The following is a 16,748-nucleotide window of genomic DNA, read 5'->3' as shown; positions in this document are numbered from 1 at the left end:
TGTTTACGTTTCTCAAAGCCTACATTGTTTTGTTGGGGGAATCACCGGATATCAATCAGTTTGTGCGTCTGCAAACTGAGCCGCCACCAAGGGTGTGCCAGTACATAGGCCACGGTTTCGGCAGTGTTCAGACCCGAACAGGGTTGCAGGCTGTAGTGGTCGGCTTTCAGTTGCTTGTGGTATGTTTCTACATCTTGTCCCGTATAGACCACTTTTACCTCGTCTATCTTTTCCAACATCACGGGGGCATCACCTTTGGGCGAACAGGTTACCCAGTCGATACCCGCAGGGAGGGGATGCGTGCCGTTGGTTTCGATGCAGATATAGCGTCCGGCATCGTGCAGGCGGTGCAGCAAGTCTTCGTCGATTTGCAGGGACGGTTCGCCTCCGGTCAGTATGACAAAGCGGCAGGGGTGGCGCTTTACTGCTTCGACAATTTCTTCATTGCTCATCCATATGCCTTCTTCGTGGCGGGTGTCGCAAAACGGACAATGCAGGTTACAGCCGGAAAAGCGGACGAATACGGCGGGTGTACCCGTGTGCATCCCTTCGCCTTGCAGGCTGTAAAATATCTCGTTAATCTTCTTCTTTTTCATAAATGGCAGTGTTTCCTTCCGATTCCTGTACTTCTACGCGGTAGCAGTGTTCCACCTGTTCGCACACCCAGCGGGCGATGTTTTCGGCTGTGGGATTGAAGGGCAGCACGTCGTTCAGGTTGCGGTGATCCAGCTTCCCGGCTACTTGCTCTTTGATGTGGCTGAAGTCGGTCACCATGCCGTCGGCGTTCAGTTCGTGCGAGCGGCAGTAGATGGTGATAATCCAGTTGTGCCCGTGCAAGGTGGTACATTTGCTGGGGTAGGAGAGCTGCAGGCTGTGTGCTGCGGATATTTCCAGTCGTTTGATAACGGTGTACATTGAAAATTGAGAATTGAAAATTAAGAATTAGGGGTTGAGAACAGAAGGGGAAGACGTTATTTCTCCGGGGGAGGGGAGAGGAATTGCTTCATGCCTTGGGTTTGATAGATTTGCATCCGGCCTTCCGCATCGTTATAGATGAAATAGGCGTTTAGCTCCGGATGTGCTTCGGTAAAGGCGATAGCTTCCTGTAAGCCCATGACCATGAAAGCGGTGGCATAGGCGTCGGCACTCATGCAGTCGCGGGCAATGACGGTGGCCGACAGAATTTCGTGTTGCACGGGCATCCCTGTGCGCGGGTCGATGGTGTGGGCGTATTTCTTGCCGTCGCGATAGTAGAAGTTCCGGTAGTTGCCCGAAGTGGCCATGGCAGCGTTGGTGATGTGCAAGACCGTTTGCAGCTCTCCGCTGACAGACAGTGAATCATCTACGGGCTTATTGATGCCGATGCGCCACGGTTGGGACTGAGGGTTGGTGCCATGCACTACGACTTCTCCGCCGATGTCTACCAGGAAATTCTGTATTCCGTGGCGTTTCAGCAGGTTGGCCACTACGTCCACGGCATAGCCTTTGGCTACGGCACTGCAAGTCAACATCAGGCGTGGGTCGTCTTTCTTGATACGGCCATCGGGAGTGAGGCGTACTTTCCGGTAGCCGGTAAACCGGAGCAGGCTGTCTATCATGCTTGAGTCGGGGAAGACACCATCCTTGAAGCCAAATCCCCAGGCATTGACAAGTGGAGCTACGGTGATGTCGAAGGCGCCTTCGGTTTCTTGAGAGATCTGCTCGCTCCGGTGGAAGACGTTGGTGAAGAAGGTATCTGGCCGGACGTCTTCGTTACGGTTGATGCGGCTGATGACAGATGCCTCGTTAAAAGGTGACAAGGAAGCGTCAAAGCGGTGTAGCTCAGCCTCGATATCTTCTTTTAAACTCTTGTCATGCTGGTAGGTAATGTTGTAGATAGTGCCGAATATAAGGCCTTCATCTTTCTGGTAGGAAACAGGAGCCTGGTGGCGTATCAGTATCCACACGGTCCCTGCAATGAGGAGCACCAGCCATGCGAGGTTGTATTTTGTCTTTCTGTTCATTTTCGTTGAGAAAAGGTTAGTTAAAGAATAAGTGTTCTATCAGTATTTTGCATCCGATAATGACCAGAATGACCCCTCCCAACAGTTCGGCGCGCAACTTCTTGGCTAGTCCGCATCCGCACCGTATGCCAAAGAGTAACCCGGCCATGGACAGAATGAACGAAACTATGCCGATTATGCCGACGGCTGGCAGGATGTCTTCCGCCCCATTCATGCCTACAAAAGCAAACGATACCCCTACGGCCAATGCGTCAATGCTGGTAGCTATGGCAAATGCCAGTACTACTTTCAGACGGGTAGGGTCAAAGGTGTGGCGACATTCTTCGTCTTTGAGCGATTCGCGTATCATGCGTATGCCCAAGAAAGCCAGAATACCAAAAGCAATCCAATGGTCTACGGCCTCTATCAGATGGCTGAAAAGGCTGGCTGCTGCCCATCCTATCAGTGGCATGAGTGCCTGGAAAAAACCGAAAAAGAAGGCCATGGTAAGCATGGCGCGCCAACGTGGGCGTTTCAGTATGATGCCGCTGGCAATGGACACGGCGAAGCAATCCATGGCAAGTCCCACAGCCAAGAGGCAGATTTCTAATTCTGTCATAATTACGTAGAGAAGATTTAGAAAGGTAATTTATATATAATACTGTACTGCACGCCCAATGTGTTAGACTTGTATGTCCCGAATCCGGGTACGTACCACGGGTCCCCATATTGTCCGGTAGAGGCCGATAACCTGAAACGGAAGCGCAGTCCCCAGCCCATGTATAGTGGTTTCCAGATGTGTGCGCGTATACCTACGCCCAATTCCAGCCATTGCATGGAACCTGTCATTCCGCTGTGCCGGTAGGAGATGCTGCCTCCCCATATGTCGTCAATCAGATTGGGATTGCCGATGCTTCCACCATAAATGGGGTCGCTTACGCTCATGCTTTCGATGTCATAGCTGAAACTGCTGAAACCGTAGCGTAATCCGACAAGTAGCATCTGGCCGTGTTTCTTCTTATACAGTGCATTGTAGTCCATGCCGATGCGGAAGTAGGGAGCACCGCTCTTGTAGTGTATGCCGTTATCGTTCCAAGCGTCTGTTTGTCCGTAGCCGACTTCCACAGTAGGAAAAAAACGGTGTTTCAAATCTACGCTGGCTATCACTTCACTGCTCAGAAAGTCTCCACCGAACAGCTTGCTGCCGATGCCCCATAAGTCTAATCCTACGGACACTCCGTTGTAGAGCGGATATTCTATTTCTGCCGGTTTCTTCTCCTTCTTCTTGGCCACGGGACGGGTGTCTTTGGTCGAGGATGAGCCAGCATATTGTGCTTGTGCCGGCAGAGCCAGAAGCAGCAACAGACTACATAGCAGACTAATAAAATAACTGGATATTTTCCTGACCATAGATGCCGGCTTCGTTATTGGTGATATAGATAGAGTCTAATCGGTGGGTTGTATGTGTGACGGAGGTGATACGTTGCTGCATCTGGTATCCGCAGTCCATCGACAAGAAATAGGGCGTATTGGTGTGATGAATGACAAGCGTATCGGTTGTATAGCGACTGTATCGGAACACCAAAATTGTTGAATCGACCGTGTAGCGCAACGGTAGGGTGAGGTCGTTAACGTCTTTCTGGTTGTTGACAATGATACTGTCTGTGCCAAATGCGGTTACGGTAAGCGAATCCAGCGTGTCATTGGCTATGAATCCATCAGCATCGATGGTGTAGATTCCGCAGTTGGTCATGGCACGTTCATTCATGGAACAGTCTGCTTCTTCCGAACAAGATGCCATGAAGCCTATTGCCGGGCAAAGCAGTACGCCTGCTAATATTAATCTGATGAGTCGTTTCATAGGAGCGTTAAATGTTTTTTTCTATTTGGTAGTTATTGCGTCCGGTAGCATTGCGTGAGATAAGTTCACCCAAAAAGCCTGCTAAAAACAGTTGGGTGCCAATGATCATGGCTGTCAGTGCCAGATAAAAATAAGGTGACTCAGTCACTAAGCGGTAGGGCATGTCATTGTGCATGTAATATAGTTTGCTGGCGCCTACGATGATGACGGAAATAAAACCGAGGATGAACATCAACGAGCCTAAGAATCCGAAGAAATGCATGGGCTTGATGCCAAAAGTGGAAAGGAACCAGAGAGAAATTAAATCCAAATATCCGTTGAAGAAGCGGTTCCAGCCGCCAAATTTGGTTTTACCGAATTTGCGGGCTTGGTGATGTACTACTTTCTCGCCAATTTTATTGAATCCTGCACTCTTGGCCAGGTAGGGGATGTAGCGGTGCATCTCCCCATAGACTTCGATGTTCTTGATGACTTCTTTGCGGTAGGCTTTTAATCCGCAGTTAAAGTCATGCAGATTTTTTATGCCTGAGACTCGGCGTGCCGTGGCGTTGAACAGCTTGGTGGGCAGCGTTTTGGACAAGGGGTCGTAGCGTTTCTTCTTCCAGCCGGATACCAGGTCATAGCCTTCTTCCGTAATCATGCGGTAGAGTTCGGGAATTTCGTCCGGGCTGTCTTGCAGGTCGGCATCCATGGTAATGACTACGTTCCCTTCTGCTTGTTTGAAGCCGCAATACAAAGCCGGCGATTTGCCGTAGTTTCTGCGGAACTTTATACCCCTCACGACCTCGGGGTGTTGTTGGTGCAGCTCTTCGATGATTTCCCAGGAGTGGTCTGTGCTTCCGTCACTCACAAAGATTACTTCGTAGGTGAAGCCGTGTTGGTTCATCACCCGTTCAATCCAGGTGAATAACTCCTTCAGGGATTCTTCTTCATTATATAAAGGTACGATTACTGAAATGTCCATTCGGTCTATAAATTTTGATTAAAATTGAATCGGATTGGCTCCATTGTTTTTCTTCATGGCGAAGAGGGCTGTTGGAATGGCCAGTAATATTCCCCAGAAGATATTGTTCGAAAATATTTGCATCGTGATATCTATGGGGGTAAACTTGGATAATTGTTCCAAGGCTTGCTCCATTTGTTCTTTGTAGGGCGTCATGTCGGCAGCCGTTGTGTTTTGGCTGAAAAAGTCGTTAATCAGGCTCGTGTACGTATTGATGATGTATCCTCCGTCGATGAAACGGAAATAAATGTAATGAGCGGCTGCTGCAAGCAAGGCTGCAAAAACGTACATCAACATGGAAAAAAGCCACGCATGAGAGAATGAAATGTAACCTCCGCAAGCCTGTTTACGATATGTCTTTACATAATAATAACCCACAAAAGGGCCGCCTATCACAAAGGCGATGAATAGTAAAAAGAGCAGCGGGTTGGCAAGGCCTAAAGGGAAGAATACTGCTCCGATAATCCAATATACGCCTAAATAAGCTCCGAAGAGCATGGCGTAGCGTTGTATATAACCTCTGTTTTCTGCCATTTTTGTTCCTTTGAAATGTGCTGCAAAGGTATAAATAATATTGTATGTACAGGTGTGCCGACTTGTTAAAGTTGAAAAAAGTTTGGCGGATGTATTGTGCGTATGAAAAAAATGCCTACCTTTGCACCCGCAAAAACGGGTAAGTCCTACACGGCCAGCTCCCTGTGAATCCTCCAGGGCTTGACCGCAGCAAAGGTAGCAGGTTGTAGCGGCGCGATGTAGTAAGCTTACCCACCCGCCTCTTTAGCTCAGTTGGCCAGAGCACGTGATTTGTAATCTCGGGGTCGTTGGTTCGAATCCGACAAGAGGCTCAGGAAAAAGGAAGAATGTGCTGTCAGAGCATGTCCTTCCTTTTTTATTTGCCTATCCATCCTCCAGCCAGCGTAGCTACTATTCCTAATGAGATACTGGCGCTGATATAGGCTATAAATATCATATAGTAACCTTGGCGTAGCAGATTCATACTTTCGTAGCTGAAGGTGGAGAAGGTTGTAAAACCGCCGCATAAACCTGTGGTAAGCAATAGACGAGTTTCTATTGATAAGTTGAAGCGGGAAGCCCATGCGTAGAACAAGCCGATGAGGAAGCTGCCTAAGAGATTGACGCAGAAGGTGGACCACGGGAAGAGTGTGGGAGAGGAGAAACGTTGGTGCTGGTCGGTCATCAGTTGTACGGCATAACGTAAAAGGCTGCCTGTGCCTCCGCCCAGGAAAATTAAGAGCAGTGTCTTCGTCATATAATGGAAAATGGAGTTAAAAACGTGCAAAGATAAGTATTTTGTTGTTGCGTCAAAAAGAAATGGCTTTATAGTTGGCTGTTTGAACGGAAAAGCTTATATTTGCAAGCTTATATAAAGCTACAAAGGTAAAAGGTTGTAGTTTTCATGCAGGTGTTAGTTTTGGGAAGCCGTTTCTGTAAGTCTGTTTGGGACTGGTGGAGCGGCTTCTTTTCGTATGTGCATTGAAAAAAGCAAGTCTCCTTTGTCGTCAGTGCTGACTTTTTCGTACCTTTGCACGCATAAATGCTAAATTTAAATACAATACATCATTTCTTATGGGAGGCTTTTTCGGAACAGTATCCAAGGCGCAATGTGTGACCGATTTGTTTTACGGCACTGATTATAATTCGCATTTGGGAACCAGACGTGGCGGTATGGCTACGTATGATGCGGAAAAAAAACAATTCACCCGTTCCATCCATAACTTGGAAAGTACGTATTTCCGGACTAAATTTGAAGACGAGTTGAACAAGTTTGTCGGCAATTCGGGCATAGGCATCATTAGTGATACAGATGCCCAGCCCATTATTATAAATTCTCATTTAGGCCGGTTTGCTATTGTTACGGTGGCAAAAATACAGAATATGGACGAACTGGAGGCCGAGCTGTTGTCTCGCAATATGCATTTTGCAGAGCTTAGTTCGGGTAAAACGAACCAGACGGAGCTGGTAGCCTTGCTCATTATTCAAGGGAAGACTTTTGTAGAGGGCATTGAAAATGTTTATAATCGCATCAAGGGTTCTTGCTCTATGTTGTTGCTGACGGAGGATGGCATTATTGCTGCCCGCGACAAATGGGGACGTACACCTATCGTGATAGGCCGAAAGGAGGGGGCGTACGCAGCCAGCAGTGAGTCAAGCAGTTTCCCGAACTTGGACTATGAGATACATTCTTACCTGGGGCCGGGCGAAATTGTTCGTTTGTGTGCAGACGGGGTGGAACAGTTGCGCAAGCCTAATGAGCAGATGCAGGTTTGTTCTTTCCTGTGGGTATATTATGGTTTCCCTACTTCGTGTTATGAAGACCGCAATGTGGAGGAAGTCCGTTTCTTGTCCGGATTGAAAATGGGGCAGACGGACACTTCGGAAGTGGATTGTGCTTGTGGTATTCCCGATTCGGGCGTAGGCATGGCGCTGGGTTATGCAGAAGGCAAGGGGGTGCCTTATCATCGGGCCATTGCCAAGTACACGCCTACCTGGCCGCGTAGTTTTACGCCGAGCCGGCAAGAGTTGCGTAACCTGGTGGCCAAGATGAAATTGATTCCCAATCGTTCCATGTTGCAAGGCAAGCGGTTGTTGTTTTGCGATGACTCCATCGTGCGCGGCACACAGTTGCGGGACAATGTGAAGGTGCTTTATGAGTGTGGTGCCCGCGAGGTGCATATCCGCATTGCTTGTCCGCCGCTTATTTATGCTTGTCCATTCATCGGTTTTACGGCTTCGCGCAGTAATCTTGAGCTGATTACGCGGCGCATTATCAAAGAGCTGGAAGGTGACGAGAATAAGAATCTGGAGAAGTATGCCCGGACCGGTTCGCCGGAGTATGAGAAGTTGGTGGATATCATCCGCCAGCGTTTCGGACTGAATTCTTTGAAATTCAATACGCTGGAAACGCTGGTAGAATCTATCGGGTTGCCTAAATGTAAATTGTGTACCCATTGTTTCGACGGAACGGGTTGCTTTTGAGTGCCATACTGGTGTATGGAAATGAAAAAAAGAGGCGTGAATTGCTTGGCAGTTCACGCCTCTTTTCTTAATTTTACAGCGATAAACAGGGCGTAGGCATGTGCATGTGTGCTTCGTGCAGGAGGAGAGAATCTCTTGTTCGGAAGAGGCGCGCTTCTTGTCCGTAAGAAGGAAGGCTCTGGTCCGTGAGAAGCGGGGGCGTTGGCCTTCGTGCTTCGTCCTTTATTTAAGAAAGTAAATATTTGTTTAGTATGACATTGTTAGAACGATTTTTGAAGTACGTGAGCTTCGACACGCAGTCAAGCGAAGAAACCGGCGTGACACCCAGTACGCCGGGGCAGATGGTATTTGCCAGGTATTTGAAAGATGAATTGGAGTCGTTGGGACTTCAGGAGGTGACGCTGGATGACAACGGTTATCTTTTTGCCACTTTGCCAGCCAATACAGACGAGGAAGTGCCCGTGGTCGGCTTTATTGCCCACATGGACACCAGTCCGGACATGAGTGGCAAGGGCGTTTCGCCCCGCATCGTGCGGAATTATGACGGTGGGGACATTACGCTGTGTGCGGATGAAAACATCGTACTGTCTCCCGCCCAGTTCCCGGAGCTGCTGGCTCATGTGGGTGAAGACTTGATTGTGACCGACGGCAAGACGCTGTTGGGGGCTGACGACAAGGCTGGCATTGCCGAGATTGTTTCGGCCGTCGTTTACCTGCAACAGCATCCTGAAATAAAGCATGGCAAGATACGCATCGGTTTCAATCCTGACGAAGAAATCGGCTTGGGGGCTCATAAGTTTGACGTGGAGAAGTTTGCTTGCGATTGGGCCTATACGATGGATGGCGGTGAAGTGGGTGAGCTGGAGTTTGAGAACTTCAATGCCGCTTCGGCAAAATTGCTGTTCAAGGGTCGCAATGTGCATCCCGGCTATGCCAAGAACAAGATGATAAATTCGTTGCGTGTGGCCAACCGTTTCATGTCTTTCCTGCCTGACAGCGAAACGCCTGAACATACCGACGGTTACGAGGGCTTCTATCACCTGATAGGCGTGAGCGGCGATGTGGAACGAACCACCGTCTCTTATATCATTCGCGACCACGACCGTGTGCGTTTCGAAGCCCGCAAGGCCGAAATGCAGCGTCTGGCCGACCTCGTTAACGCGGAATATGGCGAGCAAGTGGTCACGTTGGAACTCAAGGACCAGTATTACAACATGCGCCAGCAGATAGAACCGGTCATGCACGTCATCGACATCGCTTTCGAAGCCATGAAAGCGGCCGGTGTAGAGCCGCACGTGAAGGCCATACGCGGGGGGACGGACGGTGCGCAGCTCTCGTTCAAGGGCTTGCCCTGCCCCAACATCTTTGCCGGGGGACTGAATTTTCACGGGCGTTACGAGTTCGTGCCCATTCAGAGCATGGAGAAAGCCATGAACGTGATTGTGAAGATTGCCGAGCTGACCGCAGCCCGTTGAACGTTGTGCTATAAACCCTTAATCAAAACCATAATCGAATGAAAACGACTCCATTTACAGAGAAGCATATTGCGTTGGGCGCAAAGATGCACGAGTTTGCCGGCTATAACATGCCTATCGAGTATTCCGGCATCATTGACGAACACCTGACCGTGTGCCACGCCGTCGGCGTGTTTGATGTTTCCCACATGGGCGAGTTCTGGGTAAAAGGCCCGAAAGCCCTACCTTTTTTACAGAAAGTGACCTCTAACGACGTGGCGGCTTTGGTGCCGGGCAAGGTGCAATACACTTGCTTTCCCAACGAAACAGGAGGCATCGTAGATGACTTGCTGGTCTATCAATACGAACCGGAAAAGTATCTGTTGGTAGTGAATGCAGCCAATATAGAGAAAGACTGGAATTGGTGCGTGGCTCATAACACCGAAGGAGCCGAGCTGGAGAATGCCTCCGAACGCATGGCACAGTTGGCCGTGCAAGGCCCATTGGCTATTAAAGCATTGCAAAAACTGACTTCCATTGACCTTTCGGCCATTCCTTACTATCACTTTACGCACGGCGAATTTGCCGGCGAGCCGGATGTCATCATTTCCAACACGGGCTATACCGGTGCCGGAGGTTTCGAACTGTATTTCTATCCCGAAGCTGCCTTGAAGATTTGGGATGCCGTCTTCGAGGCAGGTGCCGAATTTGGCATTAAACCCGTCGGGCTGGGTGCCCGCGACACGCTCCGCTTGGAGATGGGCTTCTGCCTGTACGGCAACGATTTGGATGATACCACTTCGCCCATCGAGGCCGGTTTGGGCTGGATTACCAAGTTTGTGGAAGGAAAGAATTTCATCAACCGCCCCATGCTGGAGCAGCAGAAGCGCGAAGGTGTTACCCGCAAATTGGTGGGATTCGAGATGATAGACCGCGGCATCCCACGTCATGGCTATGGCCTTTGCGATGCCGAAGGAAATGCCATCGGCACGGTCACTTCGGGCACCATGTCGCCCATGCGTAAGATTGGCATCGGAATGGGTTATGTCAAACCGGAGTATTCCAAGCCGGGGACGGAAATCTGCATTGACGTGCGCGGCCGCAAGCTGAAAGCGCAAGTGGTGAAGCCGCCTTTCCGCACAGCTAAATAAGTGTTACACCTCCTTATCTTGCTTTCCTTGCAGAAGCAGCTAAGGAGGTTTTTTATTCAATCCTGAAACATCCATCTGATGAAACAAACTATCTGTTTCCTGTTCGGCTTCTTTCTCCTTTGTCCGGCTTATGGACAGGATAAGCAGCAGCTCAGGCAATACACAAACACGACAGAGCAATCAGCAGAACTTGCCGGAATTATTTCTGCCGTCGGCCATGGTATCCGGAACGACGGGACACCTATCGGCCCTGAGCTGAACCGCCTGATAAAGCAATCGTATGGCAAAACCGTATTCTTCCCGGCCGGAACATACAACTTGACCGAACCGATTGTGCTGCCTATGGACTATACGAAGAATGTGAACCTGGCATTTGACAAGAATGCCCTGCTGAAATCTGATACCCATCTGGATGCCCTTATCAAAGTCGGCTACTCGGAGGTTTATTTCGTAGATGTCACGCACAGGCGTTTTTCGTACATCGAAGGAGGTATTCTGGACTGCTACAACGCAGATAACGGCATCCTGATAGACGGGAGAAAGCAGTTGGTACAAATCCGTAACATGAGCTTGGTCCGGGGACGGAATACCCACATACGTATCCATCTGCCCGAACCGGGCGGGACAGGCAGCTCGGACACCAAGATAGACAACGTGACCATACAAGGCATATCGTCGAACGATGATGTCTATGGCATCTATATCGATAAATCCTGCTGCGACTGTAAGATTTCCGACACCTTTATTTATGGTACCAAAGAAGCCATCGTAACCAAGTCTGCGGGGCATATCTTAAATAACGTGCATCTTCTGGCCATGAATACTACCGGAGGAACTGTACGGGCAGACGGAGAGAACTTTAAAGAAACGGTAGGTATCCGTATTTCTACTGGAGGTTTCTTCGTGTTCAATCAGGTTTATTACGATACGATGGACCGTGGCATCGTGGTGGATGATAATTTCAGCCCCGACTTGTTGCTCGACCAGCAGATTTCGTATTCATATCTGAACGACTTCGGTACTTGCTTTTTGCATGCCGGAGCCAATAGTCCCAATTTGCGTGTGAAAATTTCCAATTCTACTTTTACATTGAGAAACAAGGACTACAAGCTCCTGGATTACTCGCCCGGCATGGTGGGTTGGGACATTGCGGATAAATTTTCGTTCGTGAACTGTGTGGTCGACGGTTTACACAATCTTTCTCCGTATGATTTGACCCTTTTGCAACGTCTTCGTGGTAAGGCAGCAGACGGATTGATGTGGAACCGGCTGGACGATTCGGGTTCACAATGGTATGTGCTGGGAGCAGTTGTAGCATCGCCGTTGCAGAATTTCCTCGAGATAGACCTGACTGATGAGTTGCGGGCCAAACTCCGTTTTGGATTTAAAGGAAACGGCCTGAATGTGTTCAGTTACGAGTTCGAAGGAAATGACGACGGACAAGTGGAATTAGGCTATGCGCTGCACGGCGATTTTTGTGTGTGGATGTTCCGTAGCCGGAAAGGAGGCTCATTCACTCCTGTCGTATATGATTTGCTGGGCAGCGGGCAATTCATGCCTTTCCCCAATAAAGGGAAGATATATGTGCCGGCGGACTATGGCGTGAGTGAAGCCGACATACAAGTGCTTGACCATCCTTAAGTGTGGACAAAGAAAAGGGGCTGTCTTCTTTTATGGATGACAGCCCCTTGAAAGATTTGTTTGAATTTATTTCTTTGTGCTCTTGGCGTAGCGGCTCATGAACTTATCTACGCGACCGGCTGTGTCTACCAGTTTAGACTTACCTGTGTAGAACGGATGTGAAGAGCTGGAGATTTCGAGTTTAATCAGCGGATAAGTTTCGCCTTCGAACTCAATGGTCTCTTTCGTGTTGCAAGTAGAGCGTGACAAAAACATGTCGCCGTTGGACATATCTTTGAATACTACCGGACGATAATTCTCAGGATGGATACCTTTTTTCATTTCCTATTTTCTTTTTTAGTTTTACTATGCGGTTACTTTTGGTAATAAAGTAGTGTAATGGTCTTTGATTTCGGGGGGCAAAGATAAGGCATTTCTTTTGAATAAAGAAAAAAGTTCTCCTAAAAATAGGTTTATCCCATTTAATTTCTGACTTTTGCACCCGATTAAGATTGTTTGGTTATGAAAAGAAAGTACCTTTTGAGATTGTCGATGCTTGCTCTCTGTGTTTATCTGTTGCTTGCACAGGGATGCGGGAAGCGTAAGTCTGAGCTGTATAGCGTGGCATTTTATAATTTGGAGAACCTGTTTGACACGATTCACGATGACGGGAAGAATGATTATGATTTTTTGCCTGACGGACGGTATGCTTGGAACACGACAAAATACGAGGCAAAGTTGAAGAACTTGGCTCATGTATTGTCTGAACTTTCGCGCGGAAAGGTGACGCAAGGCCCGGCATGCATTGGCGTGGCGGAAGTGGAGAACAAGCGAGTCTTGGATGACTTGCTGAAGCAACCGGCACTTTCTCAATATAGATATGTGCATTATGAGGGACCGGATGAGCGGGGCATTGATTGTGCTCTGTTGTATGACTCGCTCCAATTTCAGGTAAAGCACTCTAAGCTGGTTTATTCCGCTCCTTTTGAGGGCGATACCACTGATTTGACCCGTGGCTTCCTGGTGGTGGACGGTAGCTTGGCCGGTGAGCGCCTGTGTCTTATTGTCAACCACTGGCCTTCGCGTGGCAGCGGTGAGGAATATCGTATTCATGCTGCCCGCCAGGTAAAGGCTTTGAAGGATTCGTTGTTCCGCGAGGACCGGCATTTGAAGCTGATTGTCATGGGTGACTTGAATGATGACCCGATGGATGAGAGTTTGCAGGTGCTGGGTGCCCGCAAGGACAGGGAGCAGGTGGGCGAGCAGGAGTTTTATAATCCTTGGTGGAAGACGCTGGAGGATGACGGGATAGGGACGTTGTGCTATCGTGGCAAGTGGAATCTGTTCGACCAGATTGTGCTGACACGCCCACTGCTGGAGGGGCAGGGGGGCTTGCTTTATGATGGCAATGAAGTCTTTCGTCCGGACTATCTGTTCCAGCATGACGATAAGTATGAGGGCTATCCTTTGCGGACGCATGGCGGGCGCAAGTGGCTGAACGGATACAGTGACCACTTGCCTACCATCGTTTATTTGCGTAAACATTAGTAAATTATTGCTTCTGCCTTTTCCGTATTTGAAGGAGAATGTTTACTTTTGCATAGAATTTTGATTCACTAACAATAAATTTTAAAACAACATGGTTAATTACAAAGAATTAGGCCTCGTAAACACCAGAGAGATGTTTGCGCGTGCAATCAAGGGTGGATATGCCATTCCGGCTTTCAACTTCAACAACATGGAGCAGTTGCAGGCTATCATCAAGGCTTCTTCTGAGGAGAAGAGCCCGGTTATCCTGCAGGTGTCCAAAGGCGCCCGCAACTATGCCAACCAGACGTTGCTGCGCTACATGGCCGAGGGTGCCGTTCAGTATGCCAAGGAACTGGGTTGTGAACATCCGGAAATCGTCCTGCATCTGGACCACGGCGACAGCTTCGAGCTGTGCAAGTCTTGCGTGGACATGGGCTTTTCTTCGGTGATGATTGACGGTTCTCACCTGCCTTATGAGGAGAATGTGGCTCTGACGAAGAAGGTGGTTGAGTATGCTCATCAGTATGATGTGACTGTTGAGGGCGAGCTGGGCGTGTTGGCCGGCGTTGAGGACGAGGTTTCTGCCGAGCACCATACTTATACAAATCCTGAGGAGGTTATCGATTTTGCTACGCGTACGGGTTGTGACAGCTTGGCTATCTCTATCGGTACGTCGCACGGTGCTTACAAGTTCAAACCCGAGCAGTGCCACGTTGACCCCGCTACGGGCCGTCTGGTTCCTCCTCCTTTGGCATTTGACGTGTTGGATGCTGTGATGGAGAAACTTCCGGGATTCCCCATCGTGCTGCACGGTTCTTCTTCTGTTCCTCAGGAGTATGTGGACATGATCAACCAGTACGGCGGCAAGCTGGAGGCTGCTATCGGTATCCCCGAGGACGAGCTGCGTAAGGCTGCCAAGAGTGCCGTTTGCAAGATTAACATCGACTCTGACTCGCGTCTGGCTATGACGGCTGCCGTTCGCAAGGTGTTTGCCGAGAAGCCGGCTGAGTTCGACCCGCGCAAGTATCTGGGTCCGGCCCGCGATGAGATGGAGAAGCTGTACAAGCACAAAATCATCAACGTGCTGGGTTCGAACGGCAAGTTGGCTAAATAACCCATCGATGTTTATTTTTTATCATACTTAATGCATGACTTTGCTTGAAGGGGCCGCTTCGTGAGAGGCGGCCCCTTTTTGTTTCCCCGCGTTCCTGCGAGGACGTGGGGAAGGGGGCGGATGGCTCAGCCAAAGGTGCCCTGTCCGCTGTCGTCGCCGTCATCGGTGCTGCCGGTGTCGGGCAGGGGTTGTCCGGTGGCTTGTTTGTTCACCTTGCTCTTCCAAGCGGAGGTACTTCGGTCTATCTTTGCTAGTGACCACGTCTGTCATCGGTCATCTACCCAGGTGACGGTGCTTGGTTTACCTTTTCGAGCGACAAGGTAAGGCTATTTCCAAACAAGCGGGCGAAAAAAAATCGAGGGGCGCACCCGGATTTCTCCAGGTCGCGCCCCTCGCGGTGGTCTAATCAAAAGTGTCTGCCCTGCTCCTTTAGAGGAGGAAGCCCAGCAGGATACCTGCGGCGATGGCCGAGCCGATGACGCCGGCCACGTTCGGACCCATGGCGTGCATCAGCAGGTAGTTGGTCGGGTCGTATTCCAAGCCGACAATCTGCGAGATGCGGGCCGAGTCGGGCACGGCCGACACGCCTGCGTTGCCGATGAGCGGGTTAATCTTGTTGCCTTTCTTCAGGAAGAGGTTGAATATCTTCACGAACAGCACGCCCGAGGCGGTGGCGATGAAGAAGGACAGTGCGCCCAAGACGAATATCAGCACCGAGTTTACGGTCAGGAACTCGGAAGCCTGCGTCGAGGCGCCCACTGTCAGACCCAGCAGGATGGTGATGGTGTCGATAAGCGGGCCGCTGGCAGTGTTGGCCAGACGGCGCGTCACGCCGCTCTCTTTTAGCAGGTTGCCGAAGAACAGCATGCCCAGCAGCGGCAGGCCGGACGGCACCAGGAAGCACGTCAGCAATAAACCCACGATGGGGAAGATGACCTTCTCCGTGTGCGACACCACGCGCGGCGGCTTCATGCGGATGAGGCGTTCCTTCTTCGTCGTCAGCAGGCGCATGATGGGGGGCTGGATGACCGGCACCAGCGCCATGTACGAGTAGGCCGACACGGCGATGGCACCCATCAGGTTCGGCGCCAGCTTGGACGACAGGAAGATGGCCGTCGGGCCGTCGGCCCCGCCGATGATGCCGATGGCACCCGCCTGCATCGGGTCGAACCCGATGGCCAGCGCAATCATGTAGGCCCCGAAGATGCCGAACTGGGCAGCCGCCCCTATCAGCATCAGCTTCGGGTTGGAGATGAGCGCCGAGAAGTCCGTCATCGCCCCGATGCCCAGGAAGATGAGCGGCGGGTACCAGCCGGACGTGACGCCCTGGTACAAGATGTTCAGTACAGACCCTTGCTCGTAGATGCCGACCTGCAGACCGGCGTCCATGTTGAAGGGGATGTTGCCGACCAGGATGCCGAACCCGATGGGAATCAGCAACATGGGTTCAAACTCCTTGGCAATGGCCAAGTAGATGAAAAACAGGCCCACCACCAGCATGATGAGATGCCCCACGGTGGCATTGGCAAAGCCCGTGTAGGTCCAGAAGTCGGCCAGGTTGTTTCCTAAGAAATCAATGAACTCTCCCATAACTATTCAAGGATTACAAGGTCAGTACCTTCAAGCACGGAGTCGCCCTGCTTGACATTGATGGCCGACACTTTGCCGTCGCGGTCGGCGTTGATGCTGTTCTCCATCTTCATGGCCTCCAGGATGACCACCGTTTGGCCCTTCTTCACCTCGTCGCCCACGTTTACCTTGATTTCCAGGATGACGCCCGGCAGCGGTGATTTCACGCCCGACTTACCCGCCGACGCAGCCGCCGGCTTCGACACCTGCGTGGCCTGTGGCGCCGGTGTGGTGGCCGCCTGGCGCACCACGGGTTTCACAACCACCGGCTTCGGTTCCGGAGCCTTCTCCATCTCTACCTTGTAACGGGTGCCGTTCACTTCTACTTCGGCAATGTTCCCCTCTACGTTTCCAACGGTCACCTTGTACACATTGCCGTTGATTTTGTATTTATACTCTTTCATTGT

The 16,748-nt window shown here is 50.4% G+C and carries 18 protein-coding genes and 1 tRNA gene; 7 read left to right on the top strand and 12 right to left on the bottom strand.

Annotated elements, in window-relative coordinates; translation table 11 throughout:
• Positions 1 to 41 precede the first annotated feature (41 nt).
• Genes M3090_RS02035 through M3090_RS02000 form a run of 8 tightly spaced genes read right to left on the bottom strand, consistent with a single transcriptional unit; the run spans position 42 to position 5,380 of the window.
• Entirely contained in the window at positions 42 to 596 is a 555-nt protein-coding gene (locus M3090_RS02035; RefSeq protein ID WP_249053738.1) for a 7-carboxy-7-deazaguanine synthase QueE, read from the bottom strand.
• Entirely contained in the window at positions 577 to 915 is a 339-nt protein-coding gene (locus tag M3090_RS02030; protein ID WP_249053737.1) for a 6-pyruvoyl trahydropterin synthase family protein, read from the bottom strand. Before M3090_RS02030 ends, M3090_RS02035 begins: the two co-directional genes overlap by 20 nt.
• 56 nt (positions 916 to 971) lie before the next feature.
• On the bottom strand, positions 972 to 2,003 hold the full coding sequence (locus M3090_RS02025) for an FAD:protein FMN transferase (RefSeq protein ID WP_249053736.1): 1,032 nt from the start codon (positions 2,001 to 2,003) through the stop codon (positions 972 to 974).
• Between the two features lie 16 nt (positions 2,004 to 2,019).
• Positions 2,020 to 2,601 (bottom strand): manganese efflux pump MntP family protein, encoded by a 582-nt coding sequence (locus tag M3090_RS02020; protein WP_249053735.1) that lies wholly within the window; start codon positions 2,599 to 2,601, stop codon positions 2,020 to 2,022.
• Positions 2,602 to 2,618: 17 nt separating this feature from the next.
• Entirely contained in the window at positions 2,619 to 3,392 is a 774-nt protein-coding gene (locus M3090_RS02015) for a DUF6048 family protein (RefSeq protein WP_249053734.1), read from the bottom strand.
• Positions 3,361 to 3,843 (bottom strand): DUF6452 family protein, encoded by a 483-nt coding sequence (locus M3090_RS02010; protein WP_249053733.1) that lies wholly within the window; start codon positions 3,841 to 3,843, stop codon positions 3,361 to 3,363. The genes M3090_RS02015 and M3090_RS02010 overlap by 32 nt, the downstream gene beginning before the upstream one ends.
• A 7-nt stretch (positions 3,844 to 3,850) precedes the next feature.
• On the bottom strand, positions 3,851 to 4,807 hold the full coding sequence (locus M3090_RS02005; protein WP_249053732.1) for a glycosyltransferase family 2 protein: 957 nt from the start codon (positions 4,805 to 4,807) through the stop codon (positions 3,851 to 3,853).
• A gap of 18 nt (positions 4,808 to 4,825) precedes the next feature.
• A complete protein-coding gene (locus M3090_RS02000; protein ID WP_249053731.1) occupies positions 4,826 to 5,380 on the bottom strand; it encodes a DUF4199 domain-containing protein in 555 nt (184 codons plus the stop codon).
• A 237-nt stretch (positions 5,381 to 5,617) separates the two neighbouring features.
• Here M3090_RS02000 and M3090_RS01995 point away from each other — a divergent pair.
• Positions 5,618 to 5,691, top strand: a tRNA-Thr gene (locus tag M3090_RS01995).
• A 44-nt stretch (positions 5,692 to 5,735) separates the two neighbouring features.
• Here the strand turns inward: M3090_RS01995 and crcB are convergent.
• Positions 5,736 to 6,116, bottom strand: a complete 381-nt coding sequence (crcB, locus tag M3090_RS01990; RefSeq protein WP_249053730.1) for a fluoride efflux transporter CrcB — start codon at positions 6,114 to 6,116, stop codon at positions 5,736 to 5,738.
• A gap of 317 nt (positions 6,117 to 6,433) precedes the next feature.
• Between crcB and M3090_RS01985 the strand changes: the two genes are divergently transcribed.
• The 4 genes from M3090_RS01985 (at position 6,434) to M3090_RS01970 (ending at position 12,089) form a co-directional block, all read left to right on the top strand.
• On the top strand, positions 6,434 to 7,843 hold the full coding sequence (locus M3090_RS01985; RefSeq protein WP_249053729.1) for an amidophosphoribosyltransferase: 1,410 nt from the start codon (positions 6,434 to 6,436) through the stop codon (positions 7,841 to 7,843).
• Between the two features lie 251 nt (positions 7,844 to 8,094).
• The gene (gene pepT, locus M3090_RS01980) at positions 8,095 to 9,318 is read left to right on the top strand and encodes a peptidase T (RefSeq protein ID WP_249053728.1); all 1,224 of its coding nucleotides are present in this window, start codon (positions 8,095 to 8,097) and stop codon (positions 9,316 to 9,318) included.
• Positions 9,319 to 9,356: 38 nt separating this feature from the next.
• The gene (gene gcvT, locus M3090_RS01975) at positions 9,357 to 10,448 is read left to right on the top strand and encodes a glycine cleavage system aminomethyltransferase GcvT (protein ID WP_249053727.1); all 1,092 of its coding nucleotides are present in this window, start codon (positions 9,357 to 9,359) and stop codon (positions 10,446 to 10,448) included.
• A gap of 78 nt (positions 10,449 to 10,526) precedes the next feature.
• A complete protein-coding gene (locus M3090_RS01970) occupies positions 10,527 to 12,089 on the top strand; it encodes a hypothetical protein (RefSeq protein ID WP_249053726.1) in 1,563 nt (520 codons plus the stop codon).
• 66 nt (positions 12,090 to 12,155) lie between these two features.
• Here M3090_RS01970 and M3090_RS01965 read toward each other — a convergent pair whose 3' ends face one another.
• Entirely contained in the window at positions 12,156 to 12,410 is a 255-nt protein-coding gene (locus tag M3090_RS01965) for a type B 50S ribosomal protein L31 (RefSeq protein WP_249053725.1), read from the bottom strand.
• Between the two features lie 210 nt (positions 12,411 to 12,620).
• On the opposite strand from M3090_RS01965, the gene M3090_RS01960 reads away from it, so the two are divergent.
• Complete coding sequence (locus tag M3090_RS01960; RefSeq protein WP_249053818.1) at positions 12,621 to 13,616, top strand: endonuclease/exonuclease/phosphatase family protein; 996 nt, start codon at positions 12,621 to 12,623, stop codon at positions 13,614 to 13,616.
• Between the two features lie 91 nt (positions 13,617 to 13,707).
• Positions 13,708 to 14,712, top strand: a complete 1,005-nt coding sequence (locus tag M3090_RS01955) for a class II fructose-bisphosphate aldolase (RefSeq protein ID WP_249053724.1) — start codon at positions 13,708 to 13,710, stop codon at positions 14,710 to 14,712.
• Positions 14,713 to 15,141: 429 nt separating this feature from the next.
• On the opposite strand, the gene M3090_RS01950 is transcribed toward M3090_RS01955, so the two are convergent.
• Together M3090_RS01950 and M3090_RS01945 are read right to left on the bottom strand one after the other, a co-directional pair.
• On the bottom strand, positions 15,142 to 16,302 hold the full coding sequence (locus M3090_RS01950) for a sodium ion-translocating decarboxylase subunit beta (protein ID WP_249053723.1): 1,161 nt from the start codon (positions 16,300 to 16,302) through the stop codon (positions 15,142 to 15,144).
• Positions 16,303 to 16,304: 2 nt separating this feature from the next.
• The gene (locus M3090_RS01945; RefSeq protein WP_249053722.1) at positions 16,305 to 16,745 is read right to left on the bottom strand and encodes an acetyl-CoA carboxylase biotin carboxyl carrier protein; all 441 of its coding nucleotides are present in this window, start codon (positions 16,743 to 16,745) and stop codon (positions 16,305 to 16,307) included.
• Between the last annotated feature and the right edge of the window lie 3 nt (positions 16,746 to 16,748).

The sequence above is a fragment of the Bacteroides sp. ET71 genome, from assembly GCF_023336905.1.
Lineage (GTDB): Bacteria > Bacteroidota > Bacteroidia > Bacteroidales > Bacteroidaceae > Bacteroides.
Note: the sequence above shows the minus strand (reverse complement) of the source record. Positions and strands in the feature narration are given on the sequence as shown.

What these genes read in the sequence shown, in the direction of transcription:
- M3090_RS02035 (WP_249053738.1), bottom strand. Translation starts at nt 596, where the DNA reads ATGAAAAAGAAGAAGATTAACGAGATATTTTACAGCCTGCAAGGCGAA.
- M3090_RS02030 (WP_249053737.1), bottom strand. Translation starts at nt 915, where the DNA reads ATGTACACCGTTATCAAACGACTGGAAATATCCGCAGCACACAGCCTG.
- M3090_RS02025 (WP_249053736.1), bottom strand. Translation starts at nt 2,003, where the DNA reads ATGAACAGAAAGACAAAATACAACCTCGCATGGCTGGTGCTCCTCATT.
- M3090_RS02020 (WP_249053735.1), bottom strand. Translation starts at nt 2,601, where the DNA reads ATGACAGAATTAGAAATCTGCCTCTTGGCTGTGGGACTTGCCATGGAT.
- M3090_RS02015 (WP_249053734.1), bottom strand. Translation starts at nt 3,392, where the DNA reads ATGGTCAGGAAAATATCCAGTTATTTTATTAGTCTGCTATGTAGTCTG.
- M3090_RS02010 (WP_249053733.1), bottom strand. Translation starts at nt 3,843, where the DNA reads ATGAAACGACTCATCAGATTAATATTAGCAGGCGTACTGCTTTGCCCG.
- M3090_RS02005 (WP_249053732.1), bottom strand. Translation starts at nt 4,807, where the DNA reads ATGGACATTTCAGTAATCGTACCTTTATATAATGAAGAAGAATCCCTG.
- M3090_RS02000 (WP_249053731.1), bottom strand. Translation starts at nt 5,380, where the DNA reads ATGGCAGAAAACAGAGGTTATATACAACGCTACGCCATGCTCTTCGGA.
- crcB (WP_249053730.1), bottom strand. Translation starts at nt 6,116, where the DNA reads ATGACGAAGACACTGCTCTTAATTTTCCTGGGCGGAGGCACAGGCAGC.
- M3090_RS01985 (WP_249053729.1), top strand. Translation starts at nt 6,434, where the DNA reads ATGGGAGGCTTTTTCGGAACAGTATCCAAGGCGCAATGTGTGACCGAT.
- pepT (WP_249053728.1), top strand. Translation starts at nt 8,095, where the DNA reads ATGACATTGTTAGAACGATTTTTGAAGTACGTGAGCTTCGACACGCAG.
- gcvT (WP_249053727.1), top strand. Translation starts at nt 9,357, where the DNA reads ATGAAAACGACTCCATTTACAGAGAAGCATATTGCGTTGGGCGCAAAG.
- M3090_RS01970 (WP_249053726.1), top strand. Translation starts at nt 10,527, where the DNA reads ATGAAACAAACTATCTGTTTCCTGTTCGGCTTCTTTCTCCTTTGTCCG.
- M3090_RS01965 (WP_249053725.1), bottom strand. Translation starts at nt 12,410, where the DNA reads ATGAAAAAAGGTATCCATCCTGAGAATTATCGTCCGGTAGTATTCAAA.
- M3090_RS01960 (WP_249053818.1), top strand. Translation starts at nt 12,621, where the DNA reads ATGCTTGCTCTCTGTGTTTATCTGTTGCTTGCACAGGGATGCGGGAAG.
- M3090_RS01955 (WP_249053724.1), top strand. Translation starts at nt 13,708, where the DNA reads ATGGTTAATTACAAAGAATTAGGCCTCGTAAACACCAGAGAGATGTTT.
- M3090_RS01950 (WP_249053723.1), bottom strand. Translation starts at nt 16,302, where the DNA reads ATGGGAGAGTTCATTGATTTCTTAGGAAACAACCTGGCCGACTTCTGG.
- M3090_RS01945 (WP_249053722.1), bottom strand. Translation starts at nt 16,745, where the DNA reads ATGAAAGAGTATAAATACAAAATCAACGGCAATGTGTACAAGGTGACC.